The 20,770-nt window shown below is 71.7% G+C and carries 18 protein-coding genes; 15 read left to right on the plus strand and 3 right to left on the minus strand.

Annotated elements, in window-relative coordinates; genetic code table 11:
• Positions 1 to 133: 133 nt before the first annotated feature.
• From ACIQFU_RS29715 to ACIQFU_RS29770, 12 genes are all read left to right on the plus strand, one after another.
• Positions 134 to 1,087 carry a helix-turn-helix transcriptional regulator gene (locus tag ACIQFU_RS29715; protein WP_402555536.1) on the plus strand — a complete coding sequence of 318 codons (954 nt, stop codon included), beginning with the start codon at positions 134 to 136 and terminating at the stop codon, positions 1,085 to 1,087.
• Between the two features lie 18 nt (positions 1,088 to 1,105).
• On the plus strand, positions 1,106 to 2,194 hold the full coding sequence (locus ACIQFU_RS29720; RefSeq protein WP_402555537.1) for a helix-turn-helix transcriptional regulator: 1,089 nt from the start codon (positions 1,106 to 1,108) through the stop codon (positions 2,192 to 2,194).
• Positions 2,191 to 2,511, plus strand: a complete 321-nt coding sequence (locus ACIQFU_RS29725) for a hypothetical protein (protein ID WP_402555539.1) — start codon at positions 2,191 to 2,193, stop codon at positions 2,509 to 2,511. The genes ACIQFU_RS29720 and ACIQFU_RS29725 overlap by 4 nt, the downstream gene beginning before the upstream one ends.
• Before the next feature lie 10 nt (positions 2,512 to 2,521).
• Complete coding sequence (locus ACIQFU_RS29730; RefSeq protein WP_402555541.1) at positions 2,522 to 2,716, plus strand: hypothetical protein; 195 nt, start codon at positions 2,522 to 2,524, stop codon at positions 2,714 to 2,716.
• A gap of 276 nt (positions 2,717 to 2,992) precedes the next feature.
• The gene (tatA, locus tag ACIQFU_RS29735; RefSeq protein ID WP_402555543.1) at positions 2,993 to 3,280 is read left to right on the plus strand and encodes a Sec-independent protein translocase subunit TatA; all 288 of its coding nucleotides are present in this window, start codon (positions 2,993 to 2,995) and stop codon (positions 3,278 to 3,280) included.
• Between the two features lie 47 nt (positions 3,281 to 3,327).
• Positions 3,328 to 4,278, plus strand: a complete 951-nt coding sequence (gene tatC, locus ACIQFU_RS29740; protein WP_402555544.1) for a twin-arginine translocase subunit TatC — start codon at positions 3,328 to 3,330, stop codon at positions 4,276 to 4,278.
• A gap of 67 nt (positions 4,279 to 4,345) precedes the next feature.
• Positions 4,346 to 7,198, plus strand: a complete 2,853-nt coding sequence (locus ACIQFU_RS29745) for a DEAD/DEAH box helicase (protein WP_402555546.1) — start codon at positions 4,346 to 4,348, stop codon at positions 7,196 to 7,198.
• 369 nt (positions 7,199 to 7,567) lie between these two features.
• Entirely contained in the window at positions 7,568 to 9,196 is a 1,629-nt protein-coding gene (locus ACIQFU_RS29750) for a sensor histidine kinase (RefSeq protein WP_402555547.1), read from the plus strand.
• Positions 9,197 to 9,222: 26 nt separating this feature from the next.
• Positions 9,223 to 9,600: a roadblock/LC7 domain-containing protein gene (locus tag ACIQFU_RS29755; protein WP_202544993.1), complete on the plus strand. Its 378-nt coding sequence runs from the start codon at positions 9,223 to 9,225 to the stop codon at positions 9,598 to 9,600.
• Positions 9,597 to 10,013, plus strand: a complete 417-nt coding sequence (locus tag ACIQFU_RS29760; protein WP_402555549.1) for a DUF742 domain-containing protein — start codon at positions 9,597 to 9,599, stop codon at positions 10,011 to 10,013. The genes ACIQFU_RS29755 and ACIQFU_RS29760 overlap by 4 nt, the downstream gene beginning before the upstream one ends.
• Positions 9,994 to 10,614, plus strand: a complete 621-nt coding sequence (locus tag ACIQFU_RS29765; protein ID WP_402555551.1) for a GTP-binding protein — start codon at positions 9,994 to 9,996, stop codon at positions 10,612 to 10,614. The genes ACIQFU_RS29760 and ACIQFU_RS29765 overlap by 20 nt, the downstream gene beginning before the upstream one ends.
• A 60-nt stretch (positions 10,615 to 10,674) precedes the next feature.
• Complete coding sequence (locus ACIQFU_RS29770) at positions 10,675 to 12,171, plus strand: cytochrome P450 (protein ID WP_402555552.1); 1,497 nt, start codon at positions 10,675 to 10,677, stop codon at positions 12,169 to 12,171.
• Positions 12,172 to 12,187: 16 nt separating this feature from the next.
• Here ACIQFU_RS29770 and ACIQFU_RS29775 read toward each other — a convergent pair whose 3' ends face one another.
• Positions 12,188 to 13,138 (minus strand): RluA family pseudouridine synthase, encoded by a 951-nt coding sequence (locus ACIQFU_RS29775; RefSeq protein WP_402555554.1) that lies wholly within the window; start codon positions 13,136 to 13,138, stop codon positions 12,188 to 12,190.
• Between the two features lie 120 nt (positions 13,139 to 13,258).
• Here ACIQFU_RS29775 and ACIQFU_RS29780 point away from each other — a divergent pair, with 120 nt between their 5' ends.
• Complete coding sequence (locus ACIQFU_RS29780) at positions 13,259 to 13,840, plus strand: GNAT family N-acetyltransferase (protein ID WP_402555556.1); 582 nt, start codon at positions 13,259 to 13,261, stop codon at positions 13,838 to 13,840.
• A 917-nt stretch (positions 13,841 to 14,757) separates the two neighbouring features.
• Here ACIQFU_RS29780 and ACIQFU_RS29785 read toward each other — a convergent pair.
• Both ACIQFU_RS29785 and ACIQFU_RS29790 read right to left on the minus strand, forming a co-directional pair.
• The gene (locus ACIQFU_RS29785; protein WP_402555558.1) at positions 14,758 to 15,600 is read right to left on the minus strand and encodes a siderophore-interacting protein; all 843 of its coding nucleotides are present in this window, start codon (positions 15,598 to 15,600) and stop codon (positions 14,758 to 14,760) included.
• A 114-nt stretch (positions 15,601 to 15,714) separates the two neighbouring features.
• A complete protein-coding gene (locus tag ACIQFU_RS29790; protein ID WP_402555575.1) occupies positions 15,715 to 16,620 on the minus strand; it encodes a 5'-3' exonuclease H3TH domain-containing protein in 906 nt (301 codons plus the stop codon).
• Between the two features lie 194 nt (positions 16,621 to 16,814).
• Between ACIQFU_RS29790 and ACIQFU_RS29795 the strand changes: the two genes are divergently transcribed.
• Together ACIQFU_RS29795 and ACIQFU_RS29800 are read left to right on the plus strand one after the other, a co-directional pair.
• Positions 16,815 to 17,945 carry a glycine betaine/L-proline ABC transporter ATP-binding protein gene (locus ACIQFU_RS29795; protein ID WP_402555559.1) on the plus strand — a complete coding sequence of 377 codons (1,131 nt, stop codon included), beginning with the start codon at positions 16,815 to 16,817 and terminating at the stop codon, positions 17,943 to 17,945.
• Entirely contained in the window at positions 17,938 to 20,556 is a 2,619-nt protein-coding gene (locus ACIQFU_RS29800; RefSeq protein ID WP_402555561.1) for an ABC transporter permease/substrate binding protein, read from the plus strand. The genes ACIQFU_RS29795 and ACIQFU_RS29800 overlap by 8 nt, the downstream gene beginning before the upstream one ends.
• Positions 20,557 to 20,770 lie beyond the last annotated feature (214 nt).

Consider the following 20,770-nt stretch of genomic DNA (forward strand, 5'->3'; position numbering starts at 1 on the left):
AGTCCGAACGGACGGCGATCAGAGCCGGTCACCTGGGGTCCATGCCTGTCCGGGCATGGGCCCTCGGCTTTTGCCGCGCCACCGCGGGGCGGTACGGTCATCCGTCGTAAGCACCATAGGGAGAAGGGCGTCGATGGCCATTGCCAAGGCCGAGCGGCTGATGAACCTGGCGCTGTGTCTGCTCGGGACACGGCGGCCACTCAGCAAGCGTGAGCTGCGCGAGTCGGTCGAGGCCTACCTCGAAGCGGGCTCCGACGACTCCTTCAACCGCATGTTCGAGCGCGACAAGGACGATCTGCGCGAACTCGGACTGGTCATCGAGACCGTGGAGAGCCTCGACGGCGAGATCGGCTATCTGGCCCGCCGGGACAGCAACCGGCTGCCGCCCATCACCCTGGACGCCGAGGAGGCCGCCGCGCTCGGGCTGGCCGCGAAGGTGTGGCAGCAGGCCCGGCTCGCCGGGGCCGCGAGCGGCGCCCTGCAGAAGCTGCGGGCGGCCGGGCTGCCCGAGGACGTCGACCCGTACGAGGCGCACGGTGCGCTGGAGCCGCGCATCCCGGTGCACGAGGCCGCCTTCGAGCCGCTGATGCTGGCCTGCCGCGACCGCCGGCCGGTGGTCTTCGACTACCGCAAGGCCAATGCCGCGCAGCCGGAGCCCCGGCACGTGGAGCCGTGGGCGCTGGAGTGCTGGCGGGGCCACTGGTACCTGGCCGGGTTCGACCGCGACCGGGGTGCCGAGCGGGTGTTCCGGCTGTCGCGGATCACGGGGAAGGTGCGGTCACGCGGCGCGCGGTTCACCGCGCCGGTTCCCGACGTCGTCACCGTCCGGGAGACGGTCGCGAGCTGGGCGGGGGAGACGGCCGACCGGTCCGCGCTGATCCGGCTGCGGTCGGGCGCCGGGTACCCCCTTCGGGCGAAGGCCACCGGGGTGCGGGAACTCGGTGACGGCTGGGACGAGTTGGAGATTCCGTACGGGCACGGCCTGGACGCCTGGCTGGTGGAGTTCGGACCGGACGTGGTGGTGCTGGAGCCCGCGGAGTTGCGTGCGGACGTGGTGGACCGGCTGCGTGCCGTCGCCAAGGGCTGAGGGGGAGCGGACAACACAGTGGCAGGCAAACCGGTCAGGCCCGTGAACGCCATCGACCAGACCCGACGGATGCTGTCCCTGGTGACGTATCTGCGCGAGCGCCCCGGCGCCCGGGTCGAGGACGTGGCCCGCGCCTTCGGCATCACCGAGGACGAGCTGGTCTCCGACCTCGACGTGCTTCCGATGTGCGGGACCAGTTTCCGTGGCGGCGACCTCCTCGACATCGACACCGACGGCGAGCGGATCTGGTGGCACAACCCCGCCGCGCTCGGCGCGGACGCCGCCGAGCCGCTCAGGCTCGCCGCCGACGAGGCGACCGCGCTGCTGGTCGCCGCGCGGGCGGTCGCAACCCTTCCGGGCCTGCGCGAGAGCGACCGGCAGGCGCTGCTGCGGGCGACCGCGAAGGTGGAGACCTCGGCCGGCGAGGCCGCCGGTGCCAGCTCGCGCCTGTCCGTCACCTTCGAGTCCGAGGGCGGTGTCTTCGCCGACGTCGACCGGGCCATCTCGGAGCGCCGCCGGCTGTGGATCCGCTACTACTCACCGGCCCGTGACGAGGTCACCGAGCGGGAGATCGACCCCATCCGGCTGGTCAGCGTCGGGCACACGTATGTCGAGGCCTGGTGCCGCCGCTCCGAGGCCCGGCGCACCTTCCGGCTCGACCGGGTGGCCGAGATCCGCATCCTGGACGAGCCGTCCGCGCCGCCGGAGGTGGAGCTGAGGGACCTGTCGGAGGGTCTGGTGCAGCCCGCCGCGGAGGATCCCGAGGTGGTCGTGGAGGTCGGCCCCGGCGGGCGCTGGGTCGCCGAGTACTACCCGCACGACAGCGCGGAGGAACTGCCGGACGGCGGCCTGCGCATCACCCTGCGCACGCCCGATCCGGCCTCCCTGCGGCGCCTCGCGCTGCGGCTGGGGCGGGACGGCCGGATCGTCTCCCCGTCCGGGCTCGCCGACAGCGCCCGGCAGGCCGCCCGTGAGGCGCTGGCCGCGTACGACGGGACCGAGGCGGCCGGCGCGCACGGCGGCGTCGAGACGGTCACCGGGGCCGGTGCGCACCCTCGCGCCGGGGCGGCCGACGGGCAGCACGACAGGCAGGAGCCGGCGCTGTGAGCGACCCCCTGGGGCCGTCCGGGCCGTCCGGTTCGACCGGTGCGTCCGGGCCGGGCATGACGGCGGCGGCCGCGTTCGCCGGCATGAGACGGGTGTCACCGGTCGTGTTCAAGGCGGGCTGCCCGGACTGCCGGGGCCGTTTCGAACTCGCCGCGAGCGCCCTGCGCCTGGCCATCGGCGCCACGAGCCGTACCACGTTCTACTCGTTCACCTGCCCCGAGTGCGGCTCGGCCGTGCGCAAGCCGGCGGGGGAGCGGGTCGTGGAGCTGCTCACCGGCGGCGGGGTCAGGACCCTGCGGCTGCACTCCACCGTCTAGTCTCGACCTCATGTTCTGGCCGATGTTCGCGGTTGCCGTGGGTTTCCTGGGTCTCGCCGTCCTCGCGGTGTTCGCCGTGAAGGTGTTCGTGGAGGCCGAGCGCCTAGGCCGGCAGGTGACGGACTCCGCCCGCCGGATCAGCCGCGCCGCGGAGGACCTGGAGCGGGCGAGCGAGAGCGCCGCCCGCGCGGTGGACGCCCTGTGAAGGCCTGAAGTCCTCCGCGAGAGGGCGTCGGTGACCCCATAGGCGGGTGTGAGCTATGTTTTGGGACACTTCGCCCTGTCACCTCACGGGTCCCGGACGGTACGCTGCTGGTCGCGGCCAGGAACGAGGCCCGGTCGCGGACGGGAGTACGCACGGGGATTGCCTCACGTTTACCCCCGAGCGTTACGATCGCTGCACAAGACGACCGATCGGACGTATGTCCGGCCGGTCCGACAGCACCCCCACCCAGCCGCCTCGGTGAGAAGGTAAAGACTTATGTTCGGAAGGCTCGGCGCCCCCGAGATCATTCTCATCCTCGTCGTCATCATCCTGCTGTTCGGCGCGAAGAAGCTTCCGGACATGGCGCGGTCGCTCGGCAAGTCGGCCCGCATCCTCAAGAGCGAGGCCAAGGCGATGAAGAGCGAGGGCAAGTCCGACGACTCCGCTCCGGCCGACCCGCCGAACCCCGAGCAGTCCGCGGCGCAGCGCACCATCCAGGCCGCCCCCGGCGACGTGACCAGCTCCCGCCCGGTCACCGAGCCGACGGACACGACCAAGCGCTGACGCAGGGCCGGTGACCTCCGGCCCGCCGCACGAGATGGGAACGTGGGTTGCTGAAGTCTGCCCGCAACAAGGAGAAGGATCCCGAGGGGCGGATGCCGCTCGCGGAGCACCTTCGTGAGCTCCGCAACCGGCTCGCGAAGGCGCTGCTGGCCATCGTGGTCGTCACCGTGGTCGCCGCCTTCTTCTACCGAGAGATCATCAACGTCCTCACCCAACCGATCCTCGAGTCGATCGGTTGTGAGAAGTCGTTCGCGGAGCTGGCCCAGTCGGAGGCCGGTTCCGAGCCGTGTGCGCAGATCACGATCAACGGTCTGCTCGGCCCCTTCACCCTGGCGCTGAAGGTGTCCCTGACGGCCGGCGTCGTGCTGGCCTCCCCGGTCTGGCTCTACCAGCTGTGGGCGTTCGTCGCCCCGGGCCTGCACCGGAAGGAGAAGAAGTACGCCTACGCGTTCGTCGCCAGCGGTGCCCCGCTGTTCCTCGTCGGCGCCTACTTCGCCTACGCGGTGCTGCCCACCTCCGCGAAGGTGCTGATCGAGTTCACCCCGAGCGACGTCGACAACCTGCTGCCCCTGGACGAGCTCCTCGACCTCGTCACACGCATGGTGGTCGTCTTCGGCCTCTCCTTCGAGCTGCCCCTGCTGCTGGTGATGCTCAACCTCACCGGAGTGCTGACCGGCAAGCGGATGCTCGGCTGGTGGCGCGGGATGATCATGGGCATCACGCTGTTCGCGGCCATCGCCACGCCCAGCACGGACCCCCTGACCATGATCCTGCTGGCCGGGCCGATCTGGATCCTGTACTTCGCCGCGGTCACCATCTCCCTGGTGAACGACCGTCGCAAGGCCCGCCGCGAGGCTCTGCAGCCCGACGACGACGAGGCGTCCGAGCTGGACCTCACTCCCGAGGCCATCGACGAGGTCGAGGCCGTGACCACCGCGCGCGCCCTGCCCGAGCAGGCCACGACGGACCGGGTCAACGGGTACGACGACGTGACCTGAGGAGCGCCGGGGCGGTGACGGCAGACGTCGCCGCCCCCACGGAACCCCCACACGGCCGATCCGGATAATGATCGTCCTGTTGTCAGTGCGGCCCGGTACGCTCGAAAGCACGATGACAGAGGATCTCTCACCGGCCGAGCGGTACGCGGCAGCCCGTCAGCGCGCCGTCGAGCAGGCCACCGCGCTCGCTTCCTTCCGCGAGATGTACGACTTCGGCCTCGACCCCTTCCAGATCGAGGCCTGTCAGGCGCTCGAGGCGGGCAAGGGCGTGCTGGTCGCCGCTCCCACCGGCTCCGGCAAGACGATCGTCGGCGAGTTCGCCGTCCACCTCGCCCTCCAGCAGGGCAGGAAGTGCTTCTACACGACGCCCATCAAGGCGCTGTCGAACCAGAAGTACGCCGACCTGTGCCGCCGCTACGGCACGGACCGGGTGGGCCTGCTCACCGGCGACAACAGCGTGAACTCCGACGCCCCGGTGGTCGTGATGACCACCGAGGTCCTGCGGAACATGCTGTACGCGGGCTCACAGACCCTCCTCGGCCTCGCCTACGTGGTCATGGACGAGGTGCACTACCTCTCCGACCGCTTCCGCGGCGCGGTGTGGGAGGAGGTGATCATCCACCTGCCCGAGTCCGTGACCCTGGTGTCACTGTCGGCGACCGTGTCGAACGCCGAGGAGTTCGGCGACTGGCTCGACACCGTACGCGGCGACACCCAGGTGATCGTCTCCGAGCACCGGCCCGTGCCGCTGTTCCAGCACGTGCTCGCCGGCCGCCGGATGTACGACCTGTTCGAGGAGGCCGAGGGCCACAAGAAGGCGGTCAACCCGGACTTGACGCGCATGGCGCGCCTGGAGGCGAGCCGCCCGTCCTACCAGGACCGCAGGCGCGGCCGTGCCATGAAGGAGGCCGACCGGGAGCGGGAGCGCAGACAGCGCTCACGGGTGTGGACGCCGAGCCGGCCCGAGGTCATCGAGCGGCTGGACTCCGAGGGGCTGCTGCCCGCGATCACCTTCATCTTCAGCCGGGCCGGCTGCGAGGCCGCCGTCCAGCAGTGCCTGTACGCCGGCCTCAGGCTGAATGACGAGGGAGCACGGGAGCAGGTCCGGGCCCTCGTACAGGAGCGCACCGACTCCATCCCGCGCGAGGACCTGCACGTCCTGGGCTACTACGAGTGGCTGGAGGGGCTGGAGCGGGGCATCGCCGCCCACCACGCGGGCATGCTGCCCACCTTCAAGGAGGTCGTCGAGGAGCTGTTCGTCCGCGGCCTGGTGAAGGCCGTCTTCGCGACCGAGACCCTCGCCCTCGGCATCAACATGCCCGCCCGCTCGGTCGTGCTGGAGAAGCTCGTCAAGTGGAACGGCGAGCAGCACGCCGACATCACCCCCGGCGAGTTCACCCAGCTCACCGGCCGGGCCGGCCGGCGCGGCATCGACGTCGAGGGCCACGCCGTGGTGCTGTGGCAGCGCGGAATGAACCCCGAGCACCTCGCGGGACTGGCCGGCACCCGCACGTATCCGCTGCGCTCCAGCTTCAAGCCGTCGTACAACATGGCGGTCAACCTGGTCGAGCAGTTCGGCCGGCACCGTTCGCGGGAGCTGCTGGAAACGTCCTTCGCGCAGTTCCAGGCGGACAAGTCGGTCGTCGGCATCTCCCGCCAGGTGCAGCGCAACGAAGAGGGCCTGGAGGGCTACAAGGCCTCCATGACCTGCCACCTCGGCGACTTCGACGAGTACGCGCGGCTGCGCCGCGAGCTCAAGGACCGCGAGCAGGAGCTGGCCCGGCAGGGCGCCAACCAGCGCCGTGCCGAGGCCGCCGTGGCGCTGGAGAAGCTGAAGCCGGGCGACGTCATCCACGTGCCCACGGGCAAGTTCGCGGGCCTCGCCCTGGTCCTCGACCCGGGGCTGTCCGCCGGGCGGTCCAACGGCCACCGCGGCTTCGACCACCACGACGGGCCCCGCCCGCTGGTGCTGACCGCCGAGCGGCAGGTCAAGCGGCTGGCGTCGATCGACTTCCCGGTGCCCGTCGAGGCGCTGGACCGGATGCGGATCCCGAAGACCTTCAATCCGCGCTCTCCGCAGTCCCGCCGCGACCTGGCCTCCGCGCTGCGGACCAAGGCGGGCCACATCCCGCCGGAGCGGGCCCGCAAGAAGCGCTCCCAGGCGGCGGACGACCGGGAGATCGCCCGCCTGCGCAAGGCGATCCGCGCGCACCCCTGCCACGGCTGCGACGACCGCGAGGACCACGCGCGCTGGGCCGAGCGCTACCACCGGCTGCTGCGCGACACCTCGCAGCTGGAGCGCCGGATCGAGGGCCGGACGAACACCATCGCCCGCACCTTCGACCGGATCGTGGCGCTGCTGACGGAGCTGGACTACCTGCGCGGCGACGAGGTCACCGAGCACGGCAAGCGCCTGGCACGGCTCTACGGCGAGCTGGACCTGCTCGCCAGCGAGTGCCTGCGCGGGGGCGTCTGGGAGGGGCTGTCCCCGGCCGAGCTGGCCGCCTGCGTCTCGGCGCTGGTCTACGAGTCCCGCGCCGCCGACGAGGCGATGGCCCCGAAGGTGCCCTCGGGCAAGGCGAAGGCCGCGCTCGGCGAGACGGTCCGCATCTGGGGCCGGCTCGACGCCCTGGAGGAGGACTTCCGGATCAGCCAGACCGAAGGGGTCGGCCAGCGCGAGCCGGACCTCGGCTTCGCCTGGGCCGCGTACATGTGGGCGTCCGGCAAGGGCCTCGACGAGGTGCTGCGCGAGGCGGAGATGCCGGCCGGCGACTTCGTGCGCTGGTGCAAGCAGGTCATCGACGTCCTCGGCCAGATCGCGGCCGCCGCGCCCGGCGCGGGTTCCACCGTCCCGAAGAACGCGCGCAAGGCCGTCGACGAGCTGCTGCGCGGAGTGGTCGCCTACTCGTCCGTGGGCTGACCGCGGCCCCGGAACCTCACAGGCCCGGCGGGACATCCCGCCGGGCCTGCACGCGTTCCGGGCCGCTTCGGCACCGCTTCCCCTCATCACGGTGAGTGATTTTCGTACACCCCTGAGGCATTACTCCACGTGTTCGAACGACTCCCCGGCGTGCAAATGGGCCCGACCCTACTCCAGTCCCCATGCCCGTTTCAGGTGCTTGCCGAATATGACACGGCGATGATCCGGTCGGACTAAGCTCGCCCGCAGCGCACCGAGTTGAGGTGTAATCGCGCGCTTGTTCCCAATGCGCGGAAGATCCCGACAACTCCCAGGCATACCCCGCCGCAAGCTCCCCCATCCCCGCCGACTCCTTTTCAGAGGGCCTACATGGTGAGTGTTGATTCCCCTCCAGGTCGCCGTGAACTTCCCTACGCGCGAACGCTGTTGCTGCCGGCCATACTGATGGCCGCGGCCACCGGGGCCGCCGTCGCCCTCGTGACGGAACCGGCCCGGCTCGCCGTCGGCCTGTGCGGCGCCTTCGCCATCCTCCTGGTGCTCACCGCTGCCGCCGAAGCGGTACGCCGCGGCCGGATGCTGCGGTCCCTGCGCGCCGAGCACGCCCGTCACACCGCGTATCTGGAGCACCGGGCCGCGAGCCACCACGAGGAGATGGTGCACCTCGGCGCCGAAGTCATCCCGAACATCCTGCACTTCATGCGCGGGGGCGCCACACCCCGCGAGGTGATGAACCGCCTCGGCGAGGTGGACCCCGCCTACACCGAACTCGGGGAGCCCCAGCGCAAGCTGATCCGCATGGTCTGCGAGATCGTCGACCACGAGGACTCCATGCGCGAGTCCGCCGAGCGCTCCTTCGTCGACATCGCCCGCCGCGTCCAGGCGATCGTCCACCAGCAGAACAAGGAACTGCGCGAGATGGAGGAGGACCACGGGCGCAACCCCGAGGTCTTCGACGACCTCCTGCGCATCGACCACGGCACCTCGCTGATCGGCCGCCTCGCCGACTCCATCTCCGTGATCGGCGGCGGCCGGCCCGGACGCCAGTGGCCCCAGCCGGTCGCCCTCTACAGCGTGCTGCGCGGCGCCATGTCCCGGATCCTGGAGTACCGCCGGATCAACCTGGCCTCCATCGCCAAGGTCAACATCAAGGGCACCGCCGTCGAACCGGTCATCCACGCCGCCGCCGAACTCCTCGACAACGCCACCCGCTACTCGCCGCCCGCGGCCAAGGTGCACGTCACCGCGACCGAGGTGCAGAGCGGTGTGTGCATCGAGATCGAGGACGCCGGCGTCAGCCTCAGCGAGGAGTCCCGCGCCCGCATCGAGGGCCTGCTGGAGCAGGCCAAGCGCGGCACCGACGTGCAGGACCTCGCCCAGCACCCGCGCCTGGGCCTGTCCGTGGTCGGCCGGCTGTGCACCCAGTTCGGCATGGACGTCTCGCTGCGCGCCTCCGCCTACGGCGGCGTCCGCGCCATCCTCATCGTGCCCAGCAAGATGATGACCACCGAGCCCGGCGTCGGCCTCGCCCACGGCATCGGCGCCACCGCGATCCCCACCCCGGGCCCCGACGCCCTGCCCGGACCGCAGCGCAAGCCGAAGAAGCGCCGCCCCACCAGCCCCCGCATCCCCGCCACGGTCTCCCTGGAGGACGACGTTCCCGAGGTGACCGAATGGACGGCGGGCGGGCTCCCGCAGCGCCGCAGCCGGGTCAAGATGCCGCTCAGCCAGCGCCTGGCCGAGCAGGCGGCGTGGGAACGGGAGGACGCCGAACGCGAGGCCCGGCAGGCCGCCGAACGCGCCCGGGGCGGCATCCCGGCGCCCGCGGAGCCGGAGCCCGCCCAGGACAAGGACCAGGGCGGACTCCCGCCGGGGCACTTCATCGGCGCCTTCTGGGAGGGCCTCAAGCAGCACCCGGGCACCGCCGCCCAGGCCCACCCGCAGTCCAGCAGCAACGAGCCGGCCCACGCCCCGGCAGACGACGAGGGGAACCTCAAGTGATCGAGCAGCAAGGCAAGTTCGACTGGATGCTCCGGGACCTCTACGACGGCGTACCGGGCATCGAGATGATCGTGGTGCTCTCCGCCGACGGCCTGCGCATCGCCCGTTACTCCGGAGACCCGGACGCCGCCGACCGCGTCGCCGCCGCCTGCGCCGGCCTGCAGAGCCTCGCCGGCGCCGTCAGCCAGGAGATCCCCACCAGCGACGGCGACATGAAGATGGTGCTCATCGAGATGAACGGCGGCTACTTCTACCTGATGGCCGCCGGACCCAACGCCTACCTCGCCGTGCTCTCCGACGTCCGCTGCGAACCCGGCCGGATGGGCCTGAGCATGGCCGACCTGGTCGCCCGGATCGGCCCCCACCTCACCAGTCCCGCACGGCGCAACGGGCAGACCGTATGACTCCTCCCCAGCGCCAGAGGCGATCTCCCGGGCCGGACCGGTCCGCCGCGTCGGCCCCGCCCCGCGCACCCGCCAAGGAAGGCGAGCTCCCCAACCCGGAGCGGCTCTTCGTCATCGGCGGTGAGGGCGGCGGCGAACGCGCCGACATCGACCTCGTCACCCTGATCGTGGCCCGCGCCGACCCCCCGGTGTCCGCCACCCCGGAACAGGCCGCCCTGCTGCGACTGTGCGCCGCACCCCTGTCCACAGCCGAGCTGTCGGCCTACCTGAGCCTGCCGTTCAGCGTGGTGACCGTGCTGCTCACCGACCTGCTGGCGAAGGAACTGGTGCAGGCCCGCGCCCCGATCGTCCGCCAGAAGGTCGCCGACCGAAACCTCCTCGAAGCGGTGATGCATGGACTTCAAAAGCTCTGACACGATCCCGGGCCCACGGACCGAGGACCGGCTGCCGCACACGGCCGAGGCCGCCGTGAAGATCGTCATCGTGGGCGGCTTCGGGGTCGGCAAGACCACCATGGTCGGCTCGGTCAGCGAGATCAGACCGCTGACCACCGAGGAGACCATGACCCAGGCCGGCATCGGCGTCGACGACAACTACGGCTCCGCCTCCAAGACGGCCACCACGGTAGCCATGGACTTCGGCCGCATCACCATCACCGACGAACTGGTGCTGTATCTGTTCGGGACCCCCGGCCAGGAGCGTTTCTGGTTCCTGTGGAACGGCCTCTTCGAAGGCGCCCTGGGCGCGGTCGTCCTGGTCGACACCCGTCGCCTGGAGGTCAGCTTCGACGTCATGGGGCGCCTGGAGGAGCGCGGCGTGCCCTTCGTCGTCGCTGTCAACACCTTCCCCGACGCGCCCCGTTACCCCGTCGCGGAACTGCGCACCGCGCTCGACCTGCCCGAGGAGATCCCCATCCTCGACTGCGACGTACGGCGCCGGGCCTCCAGCCGGGACGTCCTGATGACCCTCGTGCGCTTCCTGCACGCCCTCGCCATGAAGGGCGCGCTGACCTGACCCGCGCGCCCGCCGGCACCCCTTTGACGTGACCCACATCTTTTGTTGCGGAGCGAGACTGTGACGCCTGAACGCCACTCCCCGACCGGAACGGGCGAACCCCTGCTCGAACCACCGCCCGGCTGCCCCGCGCACGGCCCCGGACCGGGCGGACTGCACCGGCTGCACGAGGCGGACGACCTGGAGGCGCTGTACGAGAAGCTGCGCGAGCGGCACGGGCCGGTGGCGCCCGCGCTGCTCCACGACGACGTACCCATGTGGGTGGTCCTCGGGCACGCCGAGAACCTGCACATGGTGAGCACCCCCTCCCAGTTCTGCCGCGACAGCCGGATCTGGACCCCGCTCAACGAGGGCATGGTCAAGCCTGACCACCCGCTGATGCCGCACATCGCCTGGCAGCCCATCTGCTCCCACGCCGAGGGCGACGAGCACAAGCGGCTGCGCGGCGCGGTCACCAGCGCCATGTCCGACCTCGACTTCCGGGAGCTGCGCCGGCACATCAAGCGCTACACCCAGCGCGTCGTCAACCGGTTCTGCGAGGAGGGCCGCGCCGACCTCGTCGGCCAGTTCGCCGAGCACCTGCCGATGGGTGTGATGTGCCATCTGCTCGGCATGCCCGAGGAGTACAACGACCGGCTGGTGGAGGCCGCCCGCGACACCCTCAAGGGCACCGAGACGGCGATCGCCAGCCACGCCTACGTCATGGAGGCACTGGGACGGCTCACCGCCGCCCGCCGGGCCGAACCGGCCGACGACATCGCCGGTCACCTCGTCAGCCACCCGGCCGGCCTCAGTGACGACGAGGTCCGCGAACACCTGCGGGTGGTCCTGCTGGCCGCCTACGAGGCGACCGTCAACCTGATCGCCAACGTGATGCGGGTGGTGCTCACCGACCCGGGTTTCCGCGCCCAGCTCAGCGGCGGGCAGATGACGGTGCCCCAGGCGGTCGAGCAGTCCCTGTGGGACGAGCCGCCGTTCAGCACCGTCTTCGCCTACTTCGCCAAACAGGAGACGGAACTCGGCGGCCAGCGCATCCGGGCCGGCGACGGCCTGCTGTTCGGCATCGCACCGGGCAACGTCGACCCGCGCATCCGCCCGGACCTGGACGCCAGCATGATGGGCAACCGCGCCCACCTCGCCTTCGGCGGCGGCCCGCACGAATGCCCCGGGCAGGACATCGGGCGGGCCATCGCCGACGCCGGCATCGACGCGCTGCTGATGCGGCTGCCCGACGTCCAGCTCGACTGCGACGAGGACGAACTGCGGTGGCGGTCGTCGATCGCGTCCCGGCACCTGGTGGAGCTGCCGGTGCGGTTCGAGCCCAGGGCACAGCAGGACATCCGGCAGCAGCCGAGCCACGCCCCGGCCCCGGCACGGCGCGCCCCGTGGCACGTCGGCATCCCGAAGTCGGAGCAGCGCACCCAGCCGCCGCTGCCCTCCCACCCGCCGCAGCCCGTGCCGGTGACGGCCGCCGAGCCCCGGCAGGCGCAGGACCCGCAGGCCGTTCGCCCCGGCGGCGCCTGGCAGCGGTTCCTGCTCTGGTGGCGCGGCCACTGAGGGCCCGACCGGTCCGCTACACCGCCCAGTCCTCGTACGCAGTCCAGGCACCGAGGGACCGGCCGCTGCGGAAGCGGTGCTCGCGCCCCGTGACCGGATCGGTGAACGCCAGCTCCCGCGCGAGCAGTTGCAGCGGGCGCCGGAAGTCACCGGCCGGCACGGGGGCGGCCACCTCGGGGTAGAGCGGGTCGCCGAGGATGGGCACGCCCAGCGCGCTCATGTGAACGCGCAGCTGATGGGTCTGGCCGGTGCCGGGGACCAGCCGGTACCGGCCCAGCCCGCGGTCCGGCCGGCGGTCGACCAGCTCGACGCGGGTCACTGCGTTCGGCTCGCCGTCCACCTCGCGGGCGGCGAGGACCCCGCGCTCCTTCAGGATCCGGCTGCGTACCGTGCGGGGCAGGACGAGCGAGGAGTCGTACGGGGCGACGGCCTCGTACTCCTTGCCCACCCTCCGGTCGGCGAACAGGCTCTGGTACGCGCCGCGTTCCTCGGGACGGACGGTGAACAGGACCAGCCCCGCCGTGAGCCGGTCGAGGCGGTGCGCGGCGCCCAGCGCCGGAACCGCCAGCTCCCGGCGCAACCGTGCCAGCGCGGTCTGGGCGACGTGGCCGCCGCGCGGGGTGGTGGCCAGGAAGTGGGGCTTGTCCACGACGACGATGTGCTCGTCGCGGTACACGACCTCCATGGGGAAGGGCACCGGCACCTCGGCGGGCGGCTCGCGGTGGAACCACACGAACATGCCCGGCTCGTACGGCGCGTCGCCCGCCACCGGGCGTCCGTCCGCCCCGACGAACAGCCCGGCCTCGAACATGCCGTCCACCACGCCGGCGCCGGCACCCGACAGCCGCTCCGCCAGATACTCCCGCACCGTGGACCACGGACCGTTCGCGGGCAGCCGCACCCGCACCGCGTCGATGCCGTCGCGCTGCGGCAGGGGCGAGGGCGGGAGAGGGGTACGGCGTCTCATCACCTGCCAGCGTACGAGGCGGTGACCTGCGGTGGCGCGCCTGGTCGTCCGGGGAGCGGATAACGGAGGGGGCGGAAAACCGCTGGGCCGCCCGCCGTCCCCCTTGGCAGGATGCCGCCCATGCCCTATCTGACCCGCCCGGTCCTCGCAGCCGGCACCTTCTCCGGCACCCCGCAGCCCACCCTCCCCACCGGCGACGGGCTGCTGCTGCGCCCGTGGCGCACCGAGGACGCGCCCGCCGTGCACGCGGCCTTCCAGGATCCGGCGATGCACCAGTGGCACGCCCGCGCCGCCGACTCCGAGGAGGAGGTACGGGGCTGGATCACCGAGTGGCAGCAGGCGTGGGAGGGGGAACGCGGCGTCCAGTGGGCGGTCGCCGACGCGGCCGACGACCGGCTGCTCGGCCGGGTCGCCCTGCGGCAGGTGCTGCTCGGCGACGGGGCGGCGGAGGTCGCCTACTGGACCACCGCCGACGCCCGCGGCCGCGGTGTCGCCGCGCGGGCCACGCGGGCCCTCGCCCACTGGGCCCTGAACGAGACCGGCTTCCAGCGCCTGGAACTCCTGCACGCCGTGGCCAACGAGGCGTCGTGCCGGGTGGCCCAGAAGTCCGGCTTCGCCCTGGAGGGCACCAAACGCAGCGCCCTGCTCCACCCCGACGGCTGGCACGACATGCACCTCCACGCGCGCGTGCGCGGCGACTGAGGAGGCGCGTGGCGCCGGGCCGCCGGCCCACGCCCGCAACAGCCGGGGCGCTCCCGCGTGCCCGCGGCCCGACGGAGCCCGCCGGGCAGAGACGCCGGAGTGCGTACCGCGCGGGCACCCGCCCGCTGGATCCGGGGTCTTCGCGCCGACTGCGCCGGGGACTCTTCGGGGTCGTCGAGTGGGTGTGTCGTTCCATCCCGGCGGCAGTACGACAGGACGGCAGCACGCGCGCGTACAGGGCGTTTCAGAAAGACGCGTGACCAGCGGACGGGCACCCGCCGGGCCCCTGTGTGGGCCTTGGCGGGTGCTGGGCTGAGGGGTCGTGGGTGCGCCGGGGGTCGGTGGAACTGGGTGGGGGCAGGGCGTCGCGTCGGTGGTCTGCTCGCCGGGACCGGGCGGTCTTCCGTGTCGGCCTCGCCGTGGAGGACGGCTGGGCGCGTAGGCGCGCGGCCGAGGGGGCCCGTCATGCCGCCGTGGTGGCAGGGCGCTCGGCCGCCGGGCCCCGGGCCCCGGCCGCTGTGTGGTCCGTGACCGGTGCTGGGCTGAGGGGCCGTGGGTGCGCCGGGGGCCGGTGGCACTGGGTGGGGGGCAGGGCGCCGCGTCGGTGGTCTGCCCGCCGGGACCCCGGGCGGTCTTCCGTGTCGGCCTCGCCGTGGAGGACGGCTGGGCGCGTAGGCACGCGGCCGAGGGGGCCCGTCATGCCGCCGTGGTGGCAGGGCGCTCGGCCGCCGGGCCCCGGCCCCTGTGTGGGCCTTGGCCGGTGCTGGGCTCAGGGACCGTGGCTGCGCCGGGGGCCGGTGGCACTGGGTGGGGGCAGGGCGCCGCGTCGGTGGTCTGCCCGCCGGGACCGGGCGGGCTTCCGTGTCGGCCTCGCCGTGGAGGGCGTAAGGCGCGTGGCCGAGGGGCGGCGGGGCGCGTCACGCCGCTGTCGTGGCCTCCTGCTCGGCCTCGATGCGGGCGTTCCAGTCGCGCTTGGAGGCCTGCCAGCCGTCCTCGTTGTGGCCGAGCCGCCAGTAGCCCGAGATGGACAGGTCCTCGCGGGGGACCTCGCGCTCCAGGCGCAGGTAGCGGCGCAGCTCCTTCACGCAGGCCGCCTCGCCGTGGACGAACGCGTGCAGCCTGCCCTCGGGGAACTCCAGGGCGCGCACGGCCTCGACCAGGGCCTGCCCGGTCGGACGCCCCGCGCGGTGCAGCCAGACGACCTCCACGTCGGAGTCGATCTTCTGCTCCTCCTCGGGCCCATCGACCTCGACGAAGGCGAACGCGCGCGCGCCGTCGGGCAGCGCCTCCAGGGAGCGGGCGATCGCGGGCAGCGCGCTCTCGTCACCGGCGAGCAGGTGCCAGTCGGCGGCCGGGTCGGGGGCGTAGGCACCGCCGGGGCCCATGAAGTGGATGCGCTCGCCCGGCCGCACCCGCTTGGCCCACGGGCCGGCGAGTCCCTCGTCGCCGTGGACGACGAAGTCCAGCGTCATCTCGCGCTGCTCGGCGTCCCAATGGCGCACGGTGTACGTCCGGGTGACCGGCCACTGCTCGCGTGGGAACTCCTCGCGGATCCGCTCCATGTCGAAGGGCTCCGGGTAGGTCGCGCCCCCGGAGGGGAAGAGCAGCTTCACGTAGTGGTCGGTGCAGGTGTCCGCCGAGAACTCGGCCAGCCCCTCGCCGCCGAGCACCACACGCTGCATGTGCGGGGTCAGCCGCTCGGTGCGGACGACCTGCGCGGAGTGCGGCTTGCGCGGCTTGCGTGCCGGACGGTCTGCCATGACGGCCTCCCTGTTCCCTGCGTGCGATTTCCCGAGTATCCCCAGTTAGGTATACCTAAGCTAGCATCCCGGACCTGCCGGTCGCTCAAGGAGCGGGTGCCCACGCGGCACGGTTCAGGCGGTGAGCGTGGCCAGCAGCCGCTGCAGTGACCCGCCGAGCCCCCAGCGGGCGGCCAGCGCGTCCAGCGCCCCGGCGTCGCGCGGGGCGTGCGGCAGGGCGGTGCCGGCGTCCGGCAGCGGGACGTCGTCCGCCACCCGTACGACCTTCGGGGCGACCGCGAGATACGGTCCGGCCTCGGTGAGCCGCTTGCGCTGCGAGGGCGTGAGCTTCGCCTTCGGGTCGTCGACGGCGGCCTGGATCCCGGCCAGGTCCCCGAACTCGGCGAGCAGCTTGGCGGCCGTCTTCTCACCGATCCCGGGCACCCCCGGCAGGCCGTCGCTCGGGTCGCCCCGCAGCAGCGCCAGATCGGCGTAGCCGCGCCCGTCGACGCCGTACTTCTCGCGCAGCGCGGCCTCGTCGACGAGGTTGAGCGTGCCGACGCCCTTGACCGGGTAGAGCACGCGCACGCCGCGGGCGTCGTCGACGAGCTGGTAGAGGTCCCGGTCGCCGGTGACGATGTCGACCGGGCCGGCGGCCCGCGCGGTGTAGGTGCCGATGACGTCGTCCGCCTCGTACCCGGGAACGCCGACGCGGGCGATACCGAGCGCGTCGAGTACGGCCTCGATGACCGGTACCTGCGGGGACAGCGTGTCGGGCACCTCCTCCTCGTCGGGGCCCGCCGGGCGCTCCTCGGCCACCCGGTGGGCCTTGTAGGAAGGGATCAGCTCCACCCGCCAGTGCGGGCGCCAGTCGGCGTCCATGCAGGCCACCAGGTGGTCGGGGCGGTGGTCCTTCACCAGGCGGTCGATGAAGTCCAGCAGGCCGCGCACGGCGTTCACCGGCGTGCCGTCGGGTGCCTTCACCGAGTCCGGCACGCCGAAGTAGGCGCGGAAGTAGAGGGAGGCGGTGTCGAGAAGCATCAGTCGTCCGGTCACGCCTCGCAATCATGCCGCAGGTGGTGTGTGCGGGTGGGGGAGGACGTGTGAACTGGGTCACTTAAATGTTTGGCGCATAAGCATCGGGGCAGGCGCGCAGCCGGGCCGAAGCTGGTTGATGCATTCAACTGTTAGGGAGGCTTCGCACCCTGCCCCTGCCCCCGATCCAAGAGGTAAGCGTGTCAGCCAGACTAGAGGCCGAGAACCTGTACAAGGTCTTCGGCAGGAAACCGGACCAGGCAGTCGAACGACTGCGCCAGGGGGACGTCCGCAAGGACCAGGGGGACGTCCGGGAGGATCAGAAGGACGTCAGGGAGGAACTGCGCGCCGACGGCACCACCGCCGCCGTCATCGACGCGTCCTTCACCGTGGAGCCCGGCGAGATCTTCGTGGTCATGGGGCTGTCCGGATCAGGCAAGTCCACGCTGCTGCGCATGCTCAACGGTCTGTCGGAGCCGACCGCCGGGCACGTCCGCTTCGGGGGCCAGGACCTCACCGAGCTCAGCGACCGCGAGCTGCGCGAGGTCCGCTCCAAGAAGATCAGCATGGTCTTCCAGCACTTCGCGCTCTTCCCCCACCGCAGCGTCCGTGACAACGCTGCCTACGGTCTTGAAGTGCAGGGCGTGCCCCGCGCCGAGCGCGAACGCCGCGCCGACGAGGCGCTCGCCCTGTGCGGCCTGGCCGGCTGGGAGAAGTCCTGGCCGGACGAGCTGTCCGGCGGCATGCAGCAGCGCGTCGGCCTGGCCCGCGCGCTCGCCACCGACGCCGACCTGCTGCTGATGGACGAGTCCTTCAGCGCCCTCGACCCGCTGATCCGCCGCGACATGCAGGACCAGCTGCTCGACCTGCAGAAGACCCTGAAGAAGACCATCGTCTTCATCACCCACGACCTCAACGAGGCCATGCGCCTGGGCGACCGCATCGCCGTCATGCGGGACGGCCGCATCGTGCAGATAGGCACCGCGCAGGACATCCTGATACGTCCCGCCAACGACTACGTCGCCTCCTTCACCAAGGACGTCGACCGCTCCCGCGTCCTGACCGCCGGCGCCGTCATGGAGACCGACGTGCGCGGCGACGAGGCCGACTGCGACTGCGAGACCGCCACCCCCGACACGCCGTTCTCGGAGCTGTGCGCGATCAGCGCCCGCGTGCCCCACGCGGTGGCGGTGCTCGACGGCGAGCGCCGGCTCGTCGGCGTCGTCCCGGCCCAGCGCCTCATCGGCTTCCTCGGCGACGAGGACGTCGTACCCGGTGTCTGCCAGTCCCGGCGGGACAAGGGCGGCAAGAAGGTGATCAGCCGTGCCTAGGATTCCCCTCGGTGACTGGGTCAACAGCACCGTCGACTGGCTGCTCGACAACGTCTCCTGGCTCTTCACCTTCCTCAAGAGCGTCTTCACCGGCGCCTACGACGGCATCAACGCCGTCCTCCAGGCCCCCGAGCCGCTGCTGCTCGCCGGCATCTTCGCCGTGCTGGCCTTCTGGCTGCGCGGCACCTTCGCCGGTGTCCTCTCCTTCGTCGGGTTCGCCTTCATCGACTCCCTCGGTCTGTGGGAGAACGCGATGGTCACCCTGGCGCTCCTGCTGGTCGCCACGATCATCGCCCTGGTCGTGGCGGTGCCGGTGGGCATCTGGGCGGCACGCTCGGACCGGGTGAGCGCGTTCGTCCGGCCGATCCTGGACTTCATGCAGACGCTGCCCGCGATGATCTACCTGATCCCCGCGATCCTGTTCTTCGGGACCGGTTCCGCACCGGGCATCGTGGCCACGCTGATCTTCGCGCTGGCACCCGGCGTCCGCATGACCGAGCTGGGCATCCGCCAGGTCGACAAGGAACTGGTCGAGGCCGCCGAGGCGTTCGGCACCACGCCCCGCAACACCCTGCTGCGCGTCCAGCTCCCGCTGGCCCTGCCCACGGTGATGGCCGGCGTCAACCAGGTCATCATGCTCGGCCTGTCCATGGCCGCGATCGCCGGCATGGTCGGCACCGGCGGTCTCGGCGGCGACGTCATGGAGTCCATCGGCCAGCTCAACGTCGGCCTCGGCGCCGAGGCCGGTGTCGCCATCGTGATCCTGGCGATCTACCTGGACCGCATGACCAGCGCGCTGGGCACGCACGTCTCCCCGCTGGGCCGCCGCGCCGCCGCCAAGGTGCGCGCCGCCAGGGGCCTGAAGATCTGGTCCTACCGCCCCCAGCCGCAGGTCGCCGTGATCGGCATCGTGATCCTCGGCCTGGTGGCCGGCGGCATGGGCATGTTCGGCGGCAGCTCCGACGACGCCGACACGGCGGGCGGCGGCAACAACGTCGGCAACGGCAAGAAGGTCTCCATCGGCTACATCCCCTGGGACGAGGGCGTCGCCTCCACGTTCCTGTGGAAGGAGATCCTCGAACAGCGCGGCTTCGAGGTCGAGGCCAAGCAGTTCGAGGCCGGCCCGCTCTACACCGCGCTGGCCCAGGGCAACATCGACTTCCAGACCGACTCGTGGCTGCCCACCACCCACGAGCAGTACTGGAAGAAGTACGGCAAGCAGCTCGAGGACCTCGGCTCCTGGTACGACGAGACGTCGCTGGAGCTGACCGTCCCGGCGTACATGAAGGACATCAACTCCCTCGAGGACCTCAAGGGCAAGGCCGACCTCTTCGGCGGCAAGATCACCGGCATCGAGTCCAGCGCCGGCGAGATGAACCTCCTCAAGACCAAGATCCTCAAGGAGTACGGTCTCGACAAGGAGTACAAGGTCGTCGACAGCTCCACGCCGGCGATGCTGGCCGAGCTGAAGCGGGCCTACAGCAAGCAGCAGCCGATCGTCGTGCCGCTGTGGTCCCCGCACTGGGCGTACAACGACTACGACCTGAAGAAGCTGAAGGACCCCAAGGGAGCCTGGGGCAAGGGTGACGGCGTGCACTCGCTGTCCCGCAAGGGCTTCTCGGACGACAACCCGGCCGTGGCCAAGTGGCTGAAGGACTTCTCCATGACGGAGAAGCAGCTCACCAGCCTCGAGGCCGAGATCAACAAGGCCGGCAAGGGGCAGCAGCAGGAGGCCGTCCGCACCTGGCTCAAGGCCAACCCGGGCGTCGTCGACAAGCTCGCCCCGGTCGAGAACGCCTCCGGCGGCACCCCGGCCGAGGCCAAGCGGACCCTCAACGTGGCCTGGTTCCCGTGGGAGGAGGACGTCGCCGCCACCTACCTGTGGAAGAACGTCCTCGAGCGCCGCGGCTACAAGATGAAGATGCAGCAGATGGACGTCGGCCCGGTCTACACCGGACTCGCCTCCGGCGGGCTCGACCTCAACTTCGACGCGTGGCTGCCCTACGCCCAGAGCAACTACTGGAAGAAGCACAAGGACAACCTCACCGACCTGGGCACCTGGTACCAGCCGACCTCCCTGGAGATCGCCGTCCCCTCGTACGTGAAGGACGTCAAGTCCCTCGCCGACCTCAAGGGCAAGAGCGACCTCTTCGACGGCAAGATCATCGGCATCGAGCCCGGCACCGGTGAGATGCAGCTGCTGAAGAACGAGGTCCTGCCGGGCTACGGCCTGGAGGACGAGTACGAGGTCGTCGACGGCTCCACGCCGGCCATGCTGGCCGAGCTCAAGCGCGCCCTCGCCAAGAAGGAGCCGGTCGCGGTCACCCTGTGGTCGCCGCACTGGGCCTACAGCGACTACGAGCTGACCAAGCTGAAGGACCCCAAGAAGGCCTTCGGCGAGGGCAACACGATCCGCACCATCTCCAGCAAGAAGTTCCCCGAGCAGTACCCGCAGCTCACGAAGTGGATCAAGAACTTCAAGATGAGCGAGGACGAGCTGGGCAGCCTGGAGGCCGAGATCAAGGACCGCGGCCAGGGCCACGAGGAGGAAGCCGTCGCGGCCTGGCTGAAGGAGCACCCGGACATGGTCGGCCGGATGACCCCGCAGTAGCCCGGACCGGAGTACTCCCCGGCACGGCACAGTGCTTGGCGGTACTCCACGACGGTCACCCCGAGGGGTGGGGGGGGGGGGGGCCCCCCCCCCCCGGCCCCCCCCGCCCCCCCCCCCCCCCCCCCCCCCCCCCGGCCCGGGGGGGGGGGGGGGGGCGGCCCCGGGCGGGGGGGGGGGGGGGGGGGGGCCCCCCCCCCCCCCCCGGGACGGGAAC

The sequence above is a fragment of the Streptomyces sp. NPDC093065 genome (genome assembly GCF_044754585.1).
Taxonomy (GTDB): domain Bacteria; phylum Actinomycetota; class Actinomycetes; order Streptomycetales; family Streptomycetaceae; genus Streptomyces.

Bases quoted from the DNA above. Each gene is read 5' to 3' on its own strand.
- ACIQFU_RS29715 (WP_402555536.1), top strand. From the start codon at position 134: ATGGCCATTGCCAAGGCCGAGCGGCTGATGAACCTGGCGCTGTGTCTG.
- ACIQFU_RS29730 (WP_402555541.1), top strand. From the start codon at position 2,522: ATGTTCTGGCCGATGTTCGCGGTTGCCGTGGGTTTCCTGGGTCTCGCC.
- tatA (WP_402555543.1), top strand. From the start codon at position 2,993: ATGTTCGGAAGGCTCGGCGCCCCCGAGATCATTCTCATCCTCGTCGTC.
- ACIQFU_RS29745 (WP_402555546.1), top strand. From the start codon at position 4,346: ATGATCGTCCTGTTGTCAGTGCGGCCCGGTACGCTCGAAAGCACGATG.
- ACIQFU_RS29750 (WP_402555547.1), top strand. From the start codon at position 7,568: ATGGTGAGTGTTGATTCCCCTCCAGGTCGCCGTGAACTTCCCTACGCG.
- ACIQFU_RS29755 (WP_202544993.1), top strand. From the start codon at position 9,223: ATGCTCCGGGACCTCTACGACGGCGTACCGGGCATCGAGATGATCGTG.
- ACIQFU_RS29760 (WP_402555549.1), top strand. From the start codon at position 9,597: ATGACTCCTCCCCAGCGCCAGAGGCGATCTCCCGGGCCGGACCGGTCC.
- ACIQFU_RS29765 (WP_402555551.1), top strand. From the start codon at position 9,994: ATGGACTTCAAAAGCTCTGACACGATCCCGGGCCCACGGACCGAGGAC.
- ACIQFU_RS29775 (WP_402555554.1), bottom strand. From the start codon at position 13,138: ATGAGACGCCGTACCCCTCTCCCGCCCTCGCCCCTGCCGCAGCGCGAC.
- ACIQFU_RS29780 (WP_402555556.1), top strand. From the start codon at position 13,259: ATGCCCTATCTGACCCGCCCGGTCCTCGCAGCCGGCACCTTCTCCGGC.
- ACIQFU_RS29785 (WP_402555558.1), bottom strand. From the start codon at position 15,600: ATGGCAGACCGTCCGGCACGCAAGCCGCGCAAGCCGCACTCCGCGCAG.
- ACIQFU_RS29790 (WP_402555575.1), bottom strand. From the start codon at position 16,620: ATGCTTCTCGACACCGCCTCCCTCTACTTCCGCGCCTACTTCGGCGTG.